The sequence below is a fragment of the Clostridium sp. UBA7503 genome (assembly GCF_002477055.1).
Classification (GTDB): Bacteria; Bacillota; Clostridia; order Clostridiales; family Clostridiaceae; genus Clostridium_J; species Clostridium_J sulfidigenes.
The window spans coordinates 25,731-44,155 of record NZ_DLNT01000059.1; the positions used below are offsets into that span (position 1 = coordinate 25,731).

23 protein-coding genes and 1 pseudogene are annotated in these 18,425 nt (G+C 28.7%); 21 read left to right on the plus strand and 3 right to left on the minus strand.

Features of this window, described 5'->3' with window-relative positions:
- The first annotated feature begins 65 nt into the window (after positions 1 to 65).
- From B3630_RS16830 to B3630_RS16850, 5 genes are all read left to right on the plus strand, one after another.
- Positions 66 to 494, plus strand: a complete 429-nt coding sequence (locus tag B3630_RS16830; RefSeq protein ID WP_346900180.1) for an N-acetyltransferase — start codon at positions 66 to 68, stop codon at positions 492 to 494.
- A 77-nt stretch (positions 495 to 571) separates the two neighbouring features.
- Positions 572 to 1,063: a hypothetical protein gene (locus B3630_RS16835; RefSeq protein ID WP_346900182.1), complete on the plus strand. Its 492-nt coding sequence runs from the start codon at positions 572 to 574 to the stop codon at positions 1,061 to 1,063.
- Positions 1,064 to 1,198: 135 nt separating this feature from the next.
- Positions 1,199 to 1,666 carry a DUF4829 domain-containing protein gene (locus B3630_RS16840; RefSeq protein WP_346900184.1) on the plus strand — a complete coding sequence of 156 codons (468 nt, stop codon included), beginning with the start codon at positions 1,199 to 1,201 and terminating at the stop codon, positions 1,664 to 1,666.
- A 164-nt stretch (positions 1,667 to 1,830) separates the two neighbouring features.
- Complete coding sequence (locus B3630_RS16845) at positions 1,831 to 2,343, plus strand: GNAT family N-acetyltransferase (protein WP_346900186.1); 513 nt, start codon at positions 1,831 to 1,833, stop codon at positions 2,341 to 2,343.
- 492 nt (positions 2,344 to 2,835) lie between these two features.
- A complete protein-coding gene (locus tag B3630_RS16850) occupies positions 2,836 to 2,958 on the plus strand; it encodes a hypothetical protein (protein WP_346900188.1) in 123 nt (40 codons plus the stop codon).
- A gap of 212 nt (positions 2,959 to 3,170) precedes the next feature.
- Here the strand turns inward: B3630_RS16850 and B3630_RS16855 are convergent, their stop codons facing one another.
- Positions 3,171 to 3,614: a hypothetical protein gene (locus B3630_RS16855; RefSeq protein WP_346900190.1), complete on the minus strand. Its 444-nt coding sequence runs from the start codon at positions 3,612 to 3,614 to the stop codon at positions 3,171 to 3,173.
- A gap of 444 nt (positions 3,615 to 4,058) precedes the next feature.
- On the opposite strand from B3630_RS16855, the gene B3630_RS16860 reads away from it, so the two are divergent.
- From B3630_RS16860 to B3630_RS16890, 7 genes are all read left to right on the plus strand, one after another.
- Positions 4,059 to 4,559: a GNAT family N-acetyltransferase gene (locus B3630_RS16860; protein ID WP_346900192.1), complete on the plus strand. Its 501-nt coding sequence runs from the start codon at positions 4,059 to 4,061 to the stop codon at positions 4,557 to 4,559.
- 64 nt (positions 4,560 to 4,623) lie between these two features.
- Positions 4,624 to 5,184, plus strand: coding sequence for a GNAT family protein (locus B3630_RS16865; RefSeq protein WP_346900194.1), 561 nt, complete (start codon positions 4,624 to 4,626; stop codon positions 5,182 to 5,184).
- A 75-nt stretch (positions 5,185 to 5,259) separates the two neighbouring features.
- Positions 5,260 to 6,006, plus strand: a complete 747-nt coding sequence (locus B3630_RS16870) for a GNAT family N-acetyltransferase (protein WP_346900196.1) — start codon at positions 5,260 to 5,262, stop codon at positions 6,004 to 6,006.
- Positions 6,007 to 6,135: 129 nt separating this feature from the next.
- Entirely contained in the window at positions 6,136 to 6,990 is an 855-nt protein-coding gene (locus B3630_RS16875) for a hypothetical protein (RefSeq protein WP_346900198.1), read from the plus strand.
- A 104-nt stretch (positions 6,991 to 7,094) separates the two neighbouring features.
- The gene (locus tag B3630_RS16880; protein WP_346900200.1) at positions 7,095 to 8,015 is read left to right on the plus strand and encodes a phosphotransferase enzyme family protein; all 921 of its coding nucleotides are present in this window, start codon (positions 7,095 to 7,097) and stop codon (positions 8,013 to 8,015) included.
- Positions 8,016 to 8,277: 262 nt separating this feature from the next.
- Positions 8,278 to 9,009, plus strand: a complete 732-nt coding sequence (locus B3630_RS16885; protein WP_346900202.1) for a class I SAM-dependent methyltransferase — start codon at positions 8,278 to 8,280, stop codon at positions 9,007 to 9,009.
- 149 nt (positions 9,010 to 9,158) lie between these two features.
- A complete protein-coding gene (locus B3630_RS16890) occupies positions 9,159 to 9,623 on the plus strand; it encodes a hypothetical protein (RefSeq protein WP_346900204.1) in 465 nt (154 codons plus the stop codon).
- Positions 9,624 to 9,678: 55 nt separating this feature from the next.
- Here the strand turns inward: B3630_RS16890 and B3630_RS16895 are convergent, their stop codons facing one another.
- Positions 9,679 to 10,005 (minus strand): hypothetical protein, encoded by a 327-nt coding sequence (locus B3630_RS16895; protein WP_346900206.1) that lies wholly within the window; start codon positions 10,003 to 10,005, stop codon positions 9,679 to 9,681.
- Positions 10,006 to 10,301: 296 nt separating this feature from the next.
- Here B3630_RS16895 and B3630_RS16900 point away from each other — a divergent pair, with 296 nt between their 5' ends.
- The 4 genes from B3630_RS16900 (at position 10,302) to B3630_RS16915 (ending at position 11,970) form a co-directional block, all read left to right on the plus strand.
- The gene (locus tag B3630_RS16900; protein WP_346900208.1) at positions 10,302 to 10,502 is read left to right on the plus strand and encodes a hypothetical protein; all 201 of its coding nucleotides are present in this window, start codon (positions 10,302 to 10,304) and stop codon (positions 10,500 to 10,502) included.
- Positions 10,503 to 10,643: 141 nt separating this feature from the next.
- Positions 10,644 to 11,135 (plus strand): GNAT family N-acetyltransferase, encoded by a 492-nt coding sequence (locus tag B3630_RS16905; RefSeq protein WP_346900210.1) that lies wholly within the window; start codon positions 10,644 to 10,646, stop codon positions 11,133 to 11,135.
- 38 nt (positions 11,136 to 11,173) lie between these two features.
- Entirely contained in the window at positions 11,174 to 11,377 is a 204-nt protein-coding gene (locus B3630_RS16910) for a hypothetical protein (RefSeq protein ID WP_346900212.1), read from the plus strand.
- Between the two features lie 41 nt (positions 11,378 to 11,418).
- Entirely contained in the window at positions 11,419 to 11,970 is a 552-nt protein-coding gene (locus B3630_RS16915; RefSeq protein ID WP_346900214.1) for an AAA family ATPase, read from the plus strand.
- Positions 11,971 to 12,148: 178 nt separating this feature from the next.
- On the opposite strand, the gene B3630_RS16920 is transcribed toward B3630_RS16915, so the two are convergent.
- A complete protein-coding gene (locus B3630_RS16920; RefSeq protein ID WP_346900216.1) occupies positions 12,149 to 12,496 on the minus strand; it encodes a four-helix bundle copper-binding protein in 348 nt (115 codons plus the stop codon).
- A gap of 147 nt (positions 12,497 to 12,643) precedes the next feature.
- Between B3630_RS16920 and B3630_RS16925 the strand changes: the two genes are divergently transcribed.
- From B3630_RS16925 to B3630_RS16945, 5 genes and pseudogenes are all read left to right on the plus strand, one after another.
- Positions 12,644 to 12,934, plus strand: a complete 291-nt coding sequence (locus B3630_RS16925; RefSeq protein ID WP_346900218.1) for a cytochrome b5 domain-containing protein — start codon at positions 12,644 to 12,646, stop codon at positions 12,932 to 12,934.
- Positions 12,935 to 13,181: 247 nt separating this feature from the next.
- Complete coding sequence (locus B3630_RS16930) at positions 13,182 to 13,751, plus strand: hypothetical protein (RefSeq protein WP_346900220.1); 570 nt, start codon at positions 13,182 to 13,184, stop codon at positions 13,749 to 13,751.
- Positions 13,752 to 13,850: 99 nt separating this feature from the next.
- Positions 13,851 to 14,765 (plus strand): metallophosphoesterase family protein, encoded by a 915-nt coding sequence (locus B3630_RS16935; RefSeq protein ID WP_346900222.1) that lies wholly within the window; start codon positions 13,851 to 13,853, stop codon positions 14,763 to 14,765.
- A 306-nt stretch (positions 14,766 to 15,071) separates the two neighbouring features.
- The gene (locus B3630_RS16940; RefSeq protein ID WP_346846881.1) at positions 15,072 to 15,440 is read left to right on the plus strand and encodes a metalloregulator ArsR/SmtB family transcription factor; all 369 of its coding nucleotides are present in this window, start codon (positions 15,072 to 15,074) and stop codon (positions 15,438 to 15,440) included.
- Positions 15,441 to 15,547: 107 nt separating this feature from the next.
- Positions 15,548 to 17,980 (plus strand): annotated as a pseudogene (locus tag B3630_RS16945) (heavy metal translocating P-type ATPase).
- Positions 17,981 to 18,425: the final 445 nt, after the last annotated feature.

An 18,425-nucleotide genomic window follows, 5' to 3' on the forward strand; every position in this document is an offset into this window, starting at 1 on the left:
AGGGTGAACTCCATGAGTGTATTCTACTCTTACTTTTAATATTTTTAAAAATAAAGGAGAATAGAATGATTAAAAAATTTGATATAAGTAAATTAGATGATGTAATGGCAATCTGGCTTGAAACTAACACTAATGCTCACAGTTTTATATCGGAAGAATACTGGGTTAAAAACTTTGATATGGTAAAACAGGTGTTGCCATCAGCTGATATTTATGTTTATGAAGAAAATAATATTATAAAGGGTTTTATAGGAATTGTAGAGCAAAATTATATAGCAGGAATTTTTGTGAAAAAAGAATATCAAAAAGAAGGTATAGGACAGAAACTGATAGATCATTGTAAATCTAGGTATTCATATCTCCTATTAGATGTCTTTACAAAAAACAAAAGAGCAATAAACTTCTATGATAAAAACGATTTTATAGTTGTAGATGAACGTATTCATGAGGATACAAAAGAAATGGAATATACTATGTCTTTTGGTGAAAAATAGTTTAATATACAATCGACAGAAATAAGCGTGTTGCAAAAACTTTTATGCAACACGCTTTTAAATTAGGAGGATTATTTGTGAATAAGAAAAAAATCATTTGGGGAATAGTTATTTTCATTTTCTTTGCTACAATTGTATGGATTGACATACCATATATTTTTCCTACAAATAACTTAATGTCAAAAACCAACTATGACTACACCTATAAACAAGTACGTGCATTTGACTATACCTATAGACAAGAAAATAAAATAGATTCAGATTTACTAGATAATTTTACTTGGATAGATAATACTAAAGATGGCGAAGTAGATAAGTTAGTCAGTATAATTGATGAGTTGTCTTATAAAAAAGCTAGGAGGCCTAAGGAGTGGTACAAATATAGTCTTGAATTTGTAGCAAGCTATGATGAAGATGAATATACTACTTATACTGAAGGTATATTTTATATTACATTTTATGATGATAACGTAATTGGTTTTCAAGAACAAGATCAACATAAGGAAAAATATTATAAAATCCAGGATAAGGATTTTGATATTAAAAAGATTATGGAAGAGTTAAAATAATTATTTAATATAAAAAATAGTAAAAGATAATATTTAGAGCACCTCTATGTAGGGGTGCTTTTTTATATACATACATTTTATTGTAATTATGCTACAATAAGTATATAAAGCTATGTTTGCAAATGAAAATGTATTATGAAGAGAAATATAAGGTTCAATGTTATGCTTATTATTATTATTACTTTGATCCTTCTTGTCGGATGCTCAAGTGAGAGCAATAGGGTAACTGAAACTAAAGGTGATTCTGCTCAAACTGTAGTAGAGAATTATTTTAAGTATAAAAATGAAAAAAATAAAGATAAGTTATTAACTACTTTAACAGAGCATTTCAACGCTCCAAATGTAGTTTGGGGCTTTGATAATTTGGAAAGCACTAAGATAATAAGCATTGAAGAGGAAATGAACGAAAAAGTTAAAGAAGGTTATTTGCGTAATGGACGAGGTAGTATAAATGGAACAACAGAAAATAACCTCAAAGTTTATAAAGTAAAGTATAAAAATGATGGAGCGAGTCCCCAAAATAGTGAGATATATGATTGGTGGTATTTTGTTATAAGAAAAGATGAAAATTCACCATGGCTTATAGATGATATGGGCGTATAATTAATTCACACTCTTCTTAAATGATGTAATGTCTGTAAGAAATAATTGAGAAGTGTAATTTTCATATTATACAAAACACTGTAGAAACCTTAATATGCAAATAATTTATAAAATAAAAAATGCATAAAACGTTACACTAATTTATCTAATATGGGGGAGCATAAATGGAAAATAACAAAGTGGAATTAAAAACACCTAAATTTGAAGAGTTAGATTATAGAAGAAAACTTTTATCAGATAGAGAAACAATGACTTACAATATAGGGTATGGAGATACTGATGGTACAGGTTGTATAGATTTTAAGGAAAATACTTGGAGAGACTGGTTTTTTCGATGGGTTAATAATATTCCAGAAAGATATTATGCATATATTGTTAATATTGACAAGAATATACCTGTTGGTGAGGTTGCTCTACGATATGTCAGTGAAAAAAAAGCTTACTGCGTTAATATAATAGTTGAAGCAAAACATAGGGGCCATGGATTCAGTGAACAAGCCTTAAGACTATTAATTGATGTTGCTTTCAATGAGTTAGGAGCAGATAAGGTATTTGATGATTTTTCAAAATCCAGAAAATCTGCAGAAAAAGTGTTTGAGAAAATAGGGTTTAAACGAGTTTCAGATGAAATTGTTGAATTAACTAAACAGGATTATTTAAGTAACCGAACAGTATAATGTGGATGGTAATATTCTAATATTATTCAATAAATATAAATAATTAGGTAGATTAAAAACTACAGGTGGTGTATTTATGTTATTTGAGCAAGTTCTTTGTATTATATTGATATTAATAAGTATATTTATAATTATCAAACCTTTGAAAATTATGAACACTATTAGAACTTTGTTTATTCTACAAGAGTTAGACAAGGATGACCCTAAAGTTTTTTTCTATAGATTTTCGGGCATAGCAGGAGTAGTAATTTTGGGACTACTCCTGCTACAGACATTTTCATATTAAGAGATTTTAATTTTAGTTTGAAACTATAGCATATTCTTCACTCTTGGAAATAAAAATTAAAAAATTTAATTGTAGGAATTGTACTTGCTATTGCTTTAATGATCTTCACCACATTCTATATACTTGGAAAATTATAGTCGGTTAATAAATAATGATTTTAATGGTGCCATGGGTGATAAAATAGTTATGGAAAAGATGAAGAAATAATGGCTCATAGAAGAAATGATTATAACACTGCAAGAGAGAGGCATACTCAAAGATTTAATAAGGGAATTAGAAATTGGACATCTCCTAGTGCTGTATCACTTAATATTACTGAAGAGGTCTAGGAAAAGCTTAAGAATAAAGACACCCTATTTTAAAATACATAGTATTTTAGAATAGGGTGTCTTTTTTAAAATGCAACTGTAAAAATTATAAACATGGATTTCATATGAAAATAGAAAAAGGTTATCTATCTGCGTCCCAGCCTAACAAGAATTTAACTATCTTCATCTTGTGCATCCATAAATTTTGCTTTGCATTAATTTTAGATAATCGCTTAATTTAAAAGGGCTTTCCCTCTCAAATTTTTAAACTCGATTTTTAAAGCTTCATCTTCTGCCTGAGGGTTTAAGCTTTTTTGCCAGGCAATGTAATATGACATTATTTTATCTTCATATTTAGCCCAATCATCTTCATTGATTTTTAAAAATACACTGCTACCTACTTTTGCTTGCTGTTCTTGCGTGGTTTCTTCTACGCTTTTAGTTTCAATAATTTCAATGATTTCTTCAGACAAGGGAATTCCCTTTGCTGCATTGCTCCATTCACCTTGTACACCAATAAAAACCCCACCTGCCACAAGCAGCAAAGAAACAAGCAAAAGCAATAAACCGGTTTTAAAATTTCTTTTCTTAAAGTAAAGACATCCAAACAATATCCAAATTGCTATAATAAATACCACTGCACCTATAACGGCTAATATAGTTCCAAAATTATTCATATTTTACTCCTTAATCTATACGTCATCTTTGAATCCATTCAATATGAAGCGCTATATTTATACTCTATTTTTAAAATTTCATTTTAAAATAATTATTTCCCATTAAAACTTGTATTCTTGCTATTCTTTCATTAACCCTAATAATTACAAATATAAAAACATCCCACAGGGTAATTTAGGGACACAACCACCTTGCAAATATTTTGCTTAGTGGTTATTTTTATATTTTATCATAGCAAGATCATTGCTTCAACCATTTAATTCAGTTCACTATCCAATCTATTTAAATTTTTAATCATCCCTAAAATCTGATTTGAAAAGTTTAAAATCCTATCTTTAAAGGTATTTTTTTCAGCTATCCCTAAGTGTGATAAATAAATATATAATATATTGTAAATCATGTTATAATTAGTATAATTAAAACTATACTTAAGGAGGAAGAACATGGAAGACTTCAATATACAATTTAGAGAAATGAGTGATGCTGAATTTGATAGATTTGCTCAGTGGGATATTCTAGATTATTCCAAAGATTTAATAAAGGCGGGTCTATCTAGTGAAGAAAATGCACTGGAGGATGCAAAAAAAAGTTTTAATGAATTGCTCCCACAAGGAAAGGGCACGAAAGATAATTATATTTATGTGATTGTAAATAAGGACAATGAAAGTTTGGGGTTTATCTGGTATCAAAAGTATAAGGAAGATATAGGGTTCATTTGCGATTTCCTAATACTTGAGAAGTACCGTAAACAAGGTTATGGAAAACAGACCTTGCTTATGCTTGAAAAAGAAGCAATACAAAAGGGGTTTAATAAAATATTACTCAATGTTTTTAAATACAATAAACCTGCTTATTCACTATATAAAAGTTTAGAATATGAAGTTAGAGATGAAAAAAATGAAAATATATCTATGTTGAAAAATTTGAAAATTATTAATATTTAACCAAAAGAGAACTATGAAAACCATAAGAACCTATGGAGTATGCAAAAAAATAAGGGGGATTACTATGTATCAAGTATATGAAACAGAAAGGCTTGTTTTAAAAGTTATAGATGGTTCATTTGCTGAACTAGTATTAGATTATTTTAATAGAAATAGAGAATATTTGAGTCAGTTTGATCCATTAAGAAGTGAGAATTTTTATAAATTAGGAAATCGTAAAAATGCAGTTGAACAGGAATTAATTGAAATAATTGATGGTAAACAATTAAGACTATGGATTTTTAAAAAAGAAGATATAGGATATGAAAGGATAATTGGAACAATTTGTTTTAGTAATATAACTAAAGGGTTTTTCTTATCATGTTATGTAGGTTATAGCATTGATTGTAGTGAAGCAAATAAAGGATACATAACAGAGGTATTAAAGAAAGGAATAGCTGTTATGTTTGATGAATATAAACTTCATCGTATTGAAGCTACAGTAATGCCTAAAAATATATCTTCATTAAAAGTTTTAGAAAAACTTAACTTCAAAAATGAAGGTTTATCTGAAAAATATCAAAAGATAAATGGGAAATGGGAGGACCATTTGCATATGGTTTTATTAAATCCAATAGTTGAGTAGTATCAGTTCTTGTTTCTTATATAAATAAGATTATTCGAATAATAGATACATAGATAAAACTTAGGAGATGAAGAAATGAATAAGATGCAAATTAAAAAAATTGTGAAAGAGAATCTTGGAAAACATTTAAATTGTGAACAAGAAATCTTTGATCATAACGGAATAATTTTTCATAAACCAATTAAATTAAATGAATTTCAACAAAATCCATTTTTGGAGATTACGAGCATTGAAAAAACAATTATTGTATCAGCTTCAGATGAAATTATGGAAAATGTGAAGACTTTATTAGTTGGGAAATCAAGAGATGAGGTATTTGAATGTCCTTTAATATATGGTCAATCAATTTATTATATTCCTGATATGAAAGAGATGAAATTATGTGATTTATTACCACAATACGAATATTTTTATTTAGAAGGAAATGAGATAAATAAATTAAGAGAAATTAAAGGATTTAATAATTCATTAGAGTTTGATGAATGTGGACATGCATCTACTGCAATTGTATTTTTTGCTATGAAGGATGGAGAAATCATAGGACTTGCTGGTGCATCTAAGGAATACAATAATATGTGGGAAATGGGTATAGATGTACAAGGTAATTATAGAACAGGTGGTTTGGCTACAGTACTGGTAAATCATTTAATGCATAAAATATTGAGCAAAAACATTTTACCCATATACTGTGCATCATCATCTAATATTGCCTCGCAAGCAGTAGCTCATAGAGCTGGATTGATACCTTACTGGATAAGCACATATAAGAATATACTTGATGGTAGTTCATCTTATAATGAATTAGTGAAACTATTATATTAATATTACAAGTGAAGTAACAAGCAATTTACAACTTCAATTTTTTATGTGACATTTCAATAGGAAATTAGAGTTTAGATTAATAAATATATTTAAATAGGATTTCAAAATAATTAATAATGAGGGATAAAAATGATAAAAAACGTTTATACATCTGAGGAAGTAATTGATTTTATATGGGAATTAAGTCAGGACAATATACATGCAAGTTATCCAAGGATAAACTCAATAGAGGAGCTTAAAGGAGAACTTGAAAAGGCTCTAAATGAGAAGAATCGTAATATAATAGCCTATTATCAAAATGATGTATTATGGGGGGTGTGTACTTATTTTTGGATACCTGATGAAAAATATGTACAAACACTACAGTTTTTAATAAGAGAAGATTACCACAAAGTTGCAGATGAAATGATTCATTACATAAGTAAGGAAATGTCTGGATATCGGCTATTTATAGGTGTACCATTTTCTAACGAAAATGCAAACCAATATTTTAAGAAAAAGAATATAGAATGTATCGAATCTAGTATTGTGGCAAACTTATATAATTTAAAAACTCATTGGAATCAAAGGCATGATAACGTAGATAAAATTACTAAAGATAATTTTGAAGAATATGCTATATTTCATGACAAACATGCTATTCCTTTAGGAATTTATTACAATAGCGCAAATTTGAAAAATGATATGGACCGCTTTCAAGTACTTGCTTTTAGAAAAGACGAAGAGATTCATGGAAGCATTTTTACTAAGGGTAACAAAGACTTATCAGACGTTGTTGGTTTATTTATTAATAATGAATTTAAAAATAAAGGTATTGAAAGTATTTTAATCAATGAAATGCTGATGGGATTATATAATGAATTTGGTTCCGTAAAAGAGATATTATATTTCGTTGATGAAGATAATAGTGATGAACTAAATTTTGTGTTGAATGCAGGTTTTGAAATTAAAGAAAGATATAGATGCTATAGATGTATACTTTAGTTTACTAAATTATTATTTAATAAAGGTTAGCAATATTCATACAACATTAAGCGATTATAAAATAATTAACGTCCTTAAATACTGAATATTCAGGAGAAAAAATTATGATTGAAGAAGCAATAGAAAAATATAATTTTGTAAATCCGACATCAAGATTTGTGCGTCATAATGAAAATATGACATATTGTATTACTGATGATAATGGACAATATGTTCTTAGGATACATAAACCATCAAAGGGTTTTTCAGTGGATTTTTTGCGTCTTGGAGTTGCACAGGATAAGTTTGTAGAAAGTGAAATGGAAGTACTTACTTATCTGGAAAATACTTATCGATTAGGGACCCAAAAAGTAGTTAGAAACAAAAGTGGAGACCCTATTACCACTTTAAGAGATGGAAGTCCTGTTACTGTTTTGGAATGGGTAAAGGGTAAGACTTTAGAAAATGTGGAAATTACCAATGAATTAGCCTTCAGGCTAGGAATGATGATTGGTAGTGTTCATAAGTCTATGAGTAAGGTAAAGATAGAAAATAGATATATATATGGAGCAGAAATGATTGATAAATTATCGGAAGAGGCCAGGTATGCAATAGCAGCTAAGCATTATGGTAAGGAACATGGATCAATTATTATAGATACTTTATTAAAAATTAAGATGAAGATGGATAAAGATAAAAATAGATTTTCTTTTGTTCATGCTGATCTTGGAAAATCAAATCTCCTTTTATGTAATGAAGCAATAGTTCCAATTGATTTCTCATTGTCAGGATATTGTCTTTCAGAAATGGATTTAGCATCACTATTCAGTCATATCAATAATGACAAATTAAATAAAGAAATTTTGAATGGTTATGAATCCTATTGCAGTATAAAGGTTGATGAAAAAGCTATTCAAACATGTTTAAGCTTACAGGTACTATTATTTATCATTTGTCAACATGAAAAAATTTATAATCAGCCATGGATTGAGAAATCAATGGAACGTTGGTGTAATGATATATTTTTACCATATCTTAAAGATTAATAATTATACAAAAGGGGTTGTGGTCAAAGGAGAAGATACTGAAGAAATTCTGCAAGAAAAGCTTGAATACATGGGTTTAACATATATTATGAGTTTATTATATTTAGTATTAAAAAATAATTGATTAACTTATTTGGTAGGAGAGAAATTTATGGAAGACAAAAGTATAGAAATAAAAAAAGACATAACTAATATATTTAATAAGGTATAAGCAGTTTTTGCTGGTAGTGGTCCAAAATACTTCACATATTTTGGAGAGAGATTGGTTGAATTTGCAGGTGTAAAGGAAGGCGAAAGAGTTTTAGATGTTGCATCGGGAAAAGGAGCTTCACTTTTTTCAGCAGCAGAGAAAGTTGGAAAGAGTGGAGTGGTTACAGGTATTGATATAGCTGAAGGAATGGTTAATGAAATTGATTTAGAAAAGCAACGTCGAGGTGTAAAAAATGTACATGCAATGGTAATGGATGCTGAAAAATTAGAATTTCCAAATGAAACTTTTCAGCATATACTCTGTGGATTTGGAGTGTTCTTCTTGCCAAATTATAAAGTTGCCTTTAATGAATTCATGAGAGTCCTAAAAAATGGTGGTCGATTCTCATTCACTACATTTCTTAGAAATGAAGATGAAAAATTTATGTGGCTAAATGAATTATTTGATAAATATTTACCTGTATTTGAAGATGAATTAGATGAATATCAATCAGAGGATATCCCTGAATTTGATACAGAAGAAGGTTTGTATAAAATTTTGAATCAAGCTGGATTTAAAAATATACGAGTTATAAGTAAAGAAAAAGTTTTTCTATACAAGGATGAACAAGAATGGTGGGATAAACTTTGGACTCATGGTGCTATAAGCACACTAGAAAAGATACCAAAAGATATGCTTGAAGACTTTAAATCAGAAGTTTTTGAAAAACTTAGAGAAATGAAAGAATCAGGAGGCATACCACATACAAAGTTTGTTTTATATGCCTTTGGTGAAAAATTATAAATTCTTAATAAAATTTAGATACCGTATTATTTAGTAATGTGTAAAAGCATAAAATTAGTTATTTATTAGTTACGTTACAATTTGTAGATAGTGTGAAATAACCATGTTGGTGAGGTCAACAAAATGGTAGATTAAAAGGAAGTATTGAAATGAGTATTTATAAAATTGGTAAATGTGATTATTGTGGAGAGAAAAGTGTAATATTAAGACCAAGACCTTTTATGGCTGATATTGGAGCGAGTATGTGTGAATATTGTTGGGATATAACACAAGAAGAATATGGAGCATCTAACGGAGAGTATATTCCAGATTTTCAAAGTGAAAAAGCAGAATATCAAGATGCTATTAAATTTAGGGCAATAGACTCATTAAATCAAATGCAAATAGAAGAAGTTTCAGCAGCATGTGGAGAGATAGAATATATCTTAGTTTTAAGAAATGATAAAAATATAGGAATATTACAGGAGATTGGATTTACTGATAATGAAATCAACGAAGAATGTTATTCGGAAGAAGATAGTGTATACATGGATATATCTTCAGTAGCATTTAAGTATGCTGATGGATTTAATGGTAAAACAGAGGAATTCTATTTAAATAAAAAAGTATTCTAATACACAATTTAAACAGTGTAAAAATGGTAAAGATATTAACAAATAAAAGGACACTTTATTGTGTCCGTATATCAATATGAACTTCACCATCACCAACTAGTACAACTCTATCTTCAGACTTAAGAGGAAGAAAATTATATTTTGGGGATTTTGGTTCTAGATATAAAACTTGCGTTGCAATAAGGGATTCATTAAAAACAATAGCATAAGCACCACTATTTGAAACATTTTGAACATAATATAAACCATCTTTTGAAGGATTAAAATCGGATATTCTATAAGAACCTTCTTTAAATACATTTTGAGCAAATGCAGGTGTTGTAGTAAATGAACTAAATATGAGTGTTATTAAAATTAATATTATAATAGTAAATTTTTTCATATAATAACCACCTTTCAGGATTAGTTTGTGTAATTTAAATGAGAATATACAGATTTGTGATTTAGAAAGATAGGTTAAATATGATGAGTAGTTCGCAATGCAAGAACCTTCAGTACTTATAAAATTTAAAATCCTTATTTGTAAACTTGATGATATATTATTAGGAAATATTTATATTAATATATATTGTTTTTCATGGTATAAATTTAATGGTAAAATTTATATATGAATAGGTGAGGTTGAATTGTAAAATACTGTAAATATAATTGTAAAATTTGAAGTGGAGTGTGAAAATATTGGATGCTCATATTATTAAATCACAAATATTAAACAAGAACCCTGATTTTTCTGGAGTCATATTCCTTTCGATTAGTGAAAAAAAAATCATACAAGAAGCTATGGGAGAAGCTAATATAAGTGAACACATTAAAAATCATATAAATACGAGATTTACAACAGCATCTGGATGTAAGATTTTTACCGCTATTGCCATATGAATCTGATGTTTACTATTTTATGTAATCGTGATGCAGGTAGTTATATGACATTTAAGGCGTTTGAAGATATACCAATAGGGGGTTAAAGCGTATATGTAAACAAAGGTGAAAATTATTTATATTTTATGAGGAGAGAAGTTAATGTGTATTAATTTTAATGTAGCTACGGTGAATGATGTTGAATTTATACGTTCTTTATTTACAAATGAGGAGTATGAANNAGAAAATGAGGAGTATGAACTATATTTTGCTGAAAACAATACTCCTGAAGACGAATGGAAAGAACGATTCGAACTTTTATCCCGTAAGGAAAACTATATAATCTTGGATATGGAAACAGGTAATAAGGTTGGCTGGATTATGTATCAAATCCACGAGAATGAATGCCATTTGGATTTGATTGTATTAAAATATGGACTCATTGGTAAAGCATACGGATATCATACCATTAAAAAAATGAAGGGCATTATAAAAAACCAGGTAAATTGTATTAAACTTGATGTGCAGCAACGAAACACACGTGCGTTAAAGTTTTACCAACGTTATGGCTTCTACATTGTTGGAGAAGAAGAACAGCCTTTGGGTGATGGTTCTCAGTCATACTATAACATGAAGTACGATATATTAAAATAAGCGTAATATGAAATGGAATTAAGTTGCTTTCTTATTATATGGATAAGTATTTAAAATCAAAAATGAAATTAGGTAACAATTATAAAGAAGGAGATTATGATGCTTATAGAAAAAATATATCCTTTAAAAATATATTGAAAGATAAGGTTATACTTTTAACTGGCGCAGGAGGTAGTAAAAGTTTATCTTTTGAAAGAAAGGGATTTACAGTTGTTGAATGGGGTGGAATAGAAGTAAAATAGGATGAAAAAGAATATTTATTTTTGAAAAAAGAGGTGATATTTTGAAATTAGTACTTATAATCGGAGACAGTGCTGTTGGCAAAATGACAGTGGGACAAGAACTAGCTAAAATTACTGATTTACGTTTATTTCACAATCATATGATGATTGAACCTGTACTGGAGATATTCGGATATTTTAATGGAAAAGCTATCGCTAGCATGAGAAAAGTTATTTTTGAAGAATTTGCAAATTCAGAGCACTATGGATTAATTTTCACATATATGTGGGCATTTGATCAGCAATCTGATTGGGATTATGTTGAATATGTTTGTGATATTTTCAGAAAACATAATGCAGATATATGTTATGTGGAGCTTGTTGCTCCTCAAGCAATCAGATTAGAAAGAAATGCTACTGAAAATCGTCTGAAAAATAAAACCTCAAAACGAGATATAGAAATGTCAAATCAACGACTTATAAATGATGATATCAAGTATCGTTGTGTAAGTAATGATGGTGAAATTCCTTATGATAACTATATAAAAATCGACAATACCAATCTTTCGGCAGAAGTTGTTGCGCAGATAATAAAAGATCAATTTGGACTGTAATATCTGATTAGAATAAATATAAACTTTAATTCATATTCTTCTTAAATGATGTACTATTTGTAAGAAGAAGTTGATATGTGTAATTAGCTTAAAATTAATGAGAGTTTTACTTTAAAGATAATTTTAAATAGTACAAAAGCCAGTAGTTTTATACTACTGGCTTCTATATTAGAGGTTATTACATACTAGCCATGTTTCTACATTCAGTAGCACATTTTTTGCATTCAGTAGCACATTTTTGACAATGGTCATCTTTAAACATTTCACACTGTTGAGCACATTTATCACAAACAGTAGCACAAAGTTGACAGTGTTCCTTTGTAAATTGGCCATTCATAGACATCATTGCTGATGACATTTGGCACATACATGCACATTCAGTAAGAATGCTTATACAGTTCTTTCTTGCTGCAACATCAGACTCATTTAGGCATGCTGTAAAGCATTCATGACATGCTTGTGCACATTTGTTACATTCATCAATACATGTTTGAAAATTGTCTGTTGAATTAGTTACTATTCCCATTATGGAATCCTCCTTAAAATTGTTTTATGTTACGAGGATTATTATTTGTAATAATCTAATTACTATTCAAATATTGTTTATGGAAATAATTGAACAACTTCTCAATTATAATCATATGCTATATATATAAATATTTTAGAGGTATATATGGCACTTTATTATGATTTAAAAACTATTGATGAACTTATAGGACATAATTACTATAGACAACAGAAAGAATTTACCTTAGAAGAACTATCACAGTATGATGGAAGTAACGGAAAACCTGCTTATGTAGCAATTGAAGGTATAGTATATGATGTGAGTAAAGTAGGAGAGTGGGCTGGTGGAAAACATTTTGGTAATACTGCAGGTAAAGATTTAACAAGTGAATTTAAGTCTTGTCATACAATGACTAAACTTGATAAATTACCTAAAGTTGGAGTACTTAAGAAATAAAATTATTTAATGGCTTTGATTAAAAATCAAGGCCATTTTGATTTAATATACATTTCATACTAATTATGCTATAATAAATGGAGTTCTTTACCCCACTTTTAAAGAGATGTGAGTAAAAGCTCATAGTCATGGGATAAATTGGCTATCTTTATGCTGTAGGTAAGGAATTGTAAGTTTTAAGAAATAAAATTTATCAAATGACATTTTAAGAATTTAGGATTATTTATTCTTAGAGAGGTGATTTTAAATGAGAAAAAAATATTTAATTGTTATGATAATTGCTTTTATTCTTTGTATTACTGGTTGCAGTAATTCAAGTTCAAAAATTGATAATTATCTCAATACTGGGAAAACAATCGATTCAAATTCGAAAGATATTATGCCAGAGCTAGAGGACTTGTCTGAATATGAGGATATCAAATATAGATATACACATAAGTCTCTATTGATTTTTGAATCTGACTCTGTTGCATTAATTGTAAAATATGATGATATTACCTTTGAGAGTGAAAAGAAAAAAATAGATGAACAATATACTTTTTTAGATAAAAAAATTAAGTCTAGTTTTGATGAAAGCAAATATTATATTCCAGAATATGAGTTTTCTTTAAGAAGCTATGATTTTAGGGTTGTAGACAAAAATGATACTTCCAATACGGAATTTCCTAAATCCTTTGGAATGATTGGAGTATCTGAAGATAAAAAAAGTATAGCTTATTTATATTTTTATGATTCAGATTTAGACTACATAGGAGATGAAGATGAAAAAAATCCTATGGCTAACTTCATTAGTAAATATTTTAAATATAAATTTTAGTTACTCATTTAAAATATAGTAATTGTAAATGTATAGTTATAAGGAATTTCACCTGGTGATTATCACATAACTCTATATTGAGGTATGAAGGAGGATATATTGATAGATAGCGTTAAATTTGCAGTATTTACTGATTTACATTATGATCATATCCATGATGGTTATGAAAGGCTTGAAAACTTCATTACTAATATAAAGAATCAAGATATTGCTTTTGTTATACAGCTTGGGGATTTTTGTATGCCTAAAGAAAAAAATCGATTTTTACTTGATATCCTTGATAGTATAGGGAAGCCTTATTATCATACTATTGGTAATCATGATTCTGATTCAGTTTCAAGAGAAGAAGTTATGAAATTTTTAAAAATGGACAATAGTTACTATTCATTTAAAATGGACACGATTAAGTTCATTGTATTAGATACATGTTTTATAAAAACTGATAATAGATATATACCTTATTGTAAAAGAAACTATGATAAGACAAAGGACATATATCCAATTCTTCCAGATTATGAATTTAATTGGCTGGAAGAGCAGTTCAATGATGATAGTGAGTATTACATTATTTTTTCACACCATAGTTTTGAAAATGAATTTGCTAAAAGAGGAGTATATAACAAGGGTGAAGTTAGAGATTTAATAAACAGAGTAAATGATACAGGAAAAAAGGTGCTTTTATGCGTGAATGGGCATGATCATGGAGATTCTCTTGAAAAAATAGGACAAACATATTACTTTGGTCTTAATGCTATATCATATATATGGGTTGGTCCTGAATATGAGCATTTCCATTACTCAAAGGAAATACATGAAGATTATCCCTTTATAAAAGACTTAGTATTATATAATGAGGGGCTATATGCCATTGTTACCATTAACAAAGATGGTAGCATACATATACAAGGCATAAATGGAAGCTACCAAAATGTCACCCCAAAAGACTTGGGCATTGGCGATAGGTGGAATGGTCGTTCTATACTACCAAGAGTATCTTCTTTAAAGGATATATAGCATTTTTATGATTTCCTAAACTACCGTAAAATTCAATTTTGAATTTTACGGTAGTTTTTTTATTTCTCAATTTTTATATATTATTAAATTTGCATATAATGCAAATCAATTAGTAAATATGACCTTTATAAATTTAATAATGATGTATTAGAAATCTTTCATATAACATAAATAAACATTCTCTTTTATTTTGAAAATATTTTCAAAATTATAATAAAAATAATTGACAAATATAGAAAAGGTACATATACTGAATATATAAACATATGAACATGTGTGCATACATTCTGATGAGGTGATATATAAATGAATAACGAAAATGAAATAATTAGTACCTGTAATTGTAATACTATCCATGAAGATGTGATTAAGAGAGTAAAGGAAACTATTCCAGATGAAGAAGATTTATATGAATTAGCAGATTTATTTAAGGTTTTTGGAGATAGTACAAGAATAAAAATTATTTGTGCATTATTCCAAGCAGAAATGTGTGTTTGTGATATTGCGGCACTACTTGGAATGAACCAATCAGCAATATCCCATCAGTTGAGAGTTCTTAAACAGACTAGGTTAGTAAAGAATAGAAAAGAAGGTAAAGTTGTATACTATTCCTTGGATGATGATCATGTTAAGGGGATATTTGATCAAGGATTAGAACATTTATATGAGAAATAAGGAATTTAGGGGGCGTGGGAATGAGTAATAAAGTTTTAAAACCTGACGTTAAAGAAGATAAATCATTACAAATAAAATCTCAATCAAGTAATAAATCAAATACGATTATGGAACTGAGAACAGCGACAAAGAAAAACGTTGGAAAAGTAAAAAAGCAATTTATTTTAGAAGGGTTAGACTGCGCACATTGTGCATCAAAAATAGAGGCAAAGCTAAATAGTATTGATGGAATTGCCAATGCATCAGTAAACTTTGTCACTAAAACTTTAACTATGGAATTAGAAGAAATAAGTAAAGTTAATGAGTTAATTGCTTCATCTATAGAGTCCATAAACAAAATTGAATCGCATGTAAAGGTTAAGGAAAAGACTATAGGAAAGTCAAATAAATTAGTGATAATTCTTGAGGGGTTATGCTGTGCAAATTGCGCATCAAAAATTGAAAAGGAATCTCAAAATATTACTAATGTTAGTAGTGCTATAGTTGATTTTGTAGCTCAAAAACTTATTCTAGAAGTGGAAAACAATAGCGATAAAGATAACATTGTTGAAATGGTTAAACAAATTGTTAAAAGGATTGAACCCGATGTAAAAGTATATGTTGAAGAAGGAAATCAGAACAGAAAGCAAAGATCTCATGATCATAATAAATAAAAATAAAAAAAAAAAAAANNTGAGCATGAGCATGAGCATGAAAATAGTAAAAAGGAATTTGTAAGACTTGGAGTTGGCGCAGCAATTTTTGCCATTGCTACAGCTTTTAAATTTAATTTTTATGTTGAGTTATCATTATTTTTAGTTAGTTATCTCCTTGTTGGTGGAGAAGTTGTGTTAAGAGCATTGAAAAATATTAGAGGAGGTCAAATTTTTGATGAAAACTTCCTTATGAGTATAGCTACTATAGGAGCTTTTGCTATTGGTGAGTTCCCAGAAGGTGTAGCAGTTATGCTATTCTATCAATTAGGTGAAATATTCCAGGGTATGGCTGTAAATCGCTCAAGAAAATCCATAGCAGAATTAATGGATATAAGACCGGATTTTGCAAACTTAAAAATTAGTAGTGAAATTAAAAAGGTATCACCAGAAGATGTTAATATAGGTGATATTATAGTTGTAAGACCTGGGGAAAAGGTTCCTCTAGATGGTAAAGTAATTGAAGGAAATTCTATGGTAGATACTTCTGCACTTACTGGTGAATCAGTTCCTAGAGAGGTAGGAATAGGAGATAATGTACTAGGCGGAGTTATTAATAAAAATGGACTATTAACTATAGAAGTAGAAAAAGAATTTGGAGATTCTACTATTGCTAAGATACTTGATTTAGTTCAAAATGCAAGTAGTAAAAAAGCTCCCACAGAAAACTTTATAACAAAATTTGCAAGATATTACACCCCGGCTGTGGTTTTCTCTGCATTAGCATTAGCTATATTACCACCGCTATTTATAAGTGGAGCTACCTTCTCAGAGTGGATATATAGAGCATTAGCCTTTTTAGTAGTATCTTGCCCATGTGCTTTAGTTGTATCTATTCCCCTTGGTTTCTTTGGTGGTATAGGTGGAGCTTCAAAAAATGGAATACTTGTTAAAGGTGGAAACTATCTTGAGGCATTAAATAATGTAGAAGTTGTAGTATTTGATAAAACTGGAACATTAACTAAGGGTGTATTTAAGGTGACAGAAATACAACCTCAAGGAAATGTATCAAGGGACGAACTTATCACTTATTCAGCCTTTGCTGAGAGCTTTTCTAATCATCCAATAGCAACTTCTATTGTTAAAGCATATAGTAAGGAAATCGCTAATGAATCAATCGAAAATTATGAAGAGATTTCAGGACATGGTGTAAAAGCTACTGTTTTAGGAAAAGAAGTTTTAGCAGGTAATTACAAGTTAATGAATAAAGAAAATATATCCTATGCACAAGTTGAAACAATAGGTACTGTAGTGCATGTTGCTGTTAATAAAGAGTATGCAGGATATATAGTTATCTCAGATGAAGTGAAAGAAGATTCAGCTAAGGCAATTAAAGCTTTAAAAGAAATTGGTGTTAGAAAAACTGTTATGCTTACAGGAGATAATAAAGTTGTTGGAACTAAAGTTGCCAATCAATTAGGGTTAGATGAAGTTTATTCAGAGTTATTGCCAGATCAAAAGGTTGAAAAAGTAGAAGTATTAGATAAAGAAAAATCCTCTAAAGGCAAGTTAATATTTGTTGGTGATGGAATAAATGATGCTCCAGTTTTAGCAAGAGCAGATATCGGTATAGCTATGGGTGGTGTTGGTTCAGATGCGGCAATAGAAGCTGCTGACGTTGTAATAATGACTGATGAACCTTCAAAGATTGCATCTGCAATAAAAATAGCTAAGAAAACAAGAACAATAGTTATGCAAAATATTGTATTTGCTTTAGGTATTAAAGCAATAATATTAGTACTTGTAGCTCTTGGATTAGGAACTATGTGGGAGGCTGTATTTGGTGATGTAGGTGTAACACTAATTGCGGTACTAAACTCTATGAGAGCGATGAAAACAGAGCAATAAATTAATTCTTAATTCTCAATATTCTTATATGTCGTATCAAATATATAAATAAATACTGTATCTATAATACCGTATTATTCAATATGAATATGCGGTATTTTTGTTTTGTAATTCAAATATATTATGCAATTTGATGGAAATAATTTATGTCCATATTAAAAATATGTTTTTTAAATTATATTTTTCAATTCTTAAAGATCATATAGGTAGAATTATCCTTAATTGTTGATTATACTAGTATGGATTATAATGGAAGATTATATGTTATTTTAACCTATTGAGAACTAGTGACCTTTTAAATCCGTATATAATTTAGATTTATTTATAGTATAAGTTTAAATATTAGATATATTAAAACGGTTTATAAAAATGGTCAATGGGAATTAGAAGTTATAAGTATAGCTATATCATAATAATATTAATGTATAATTTTATTATATACTAC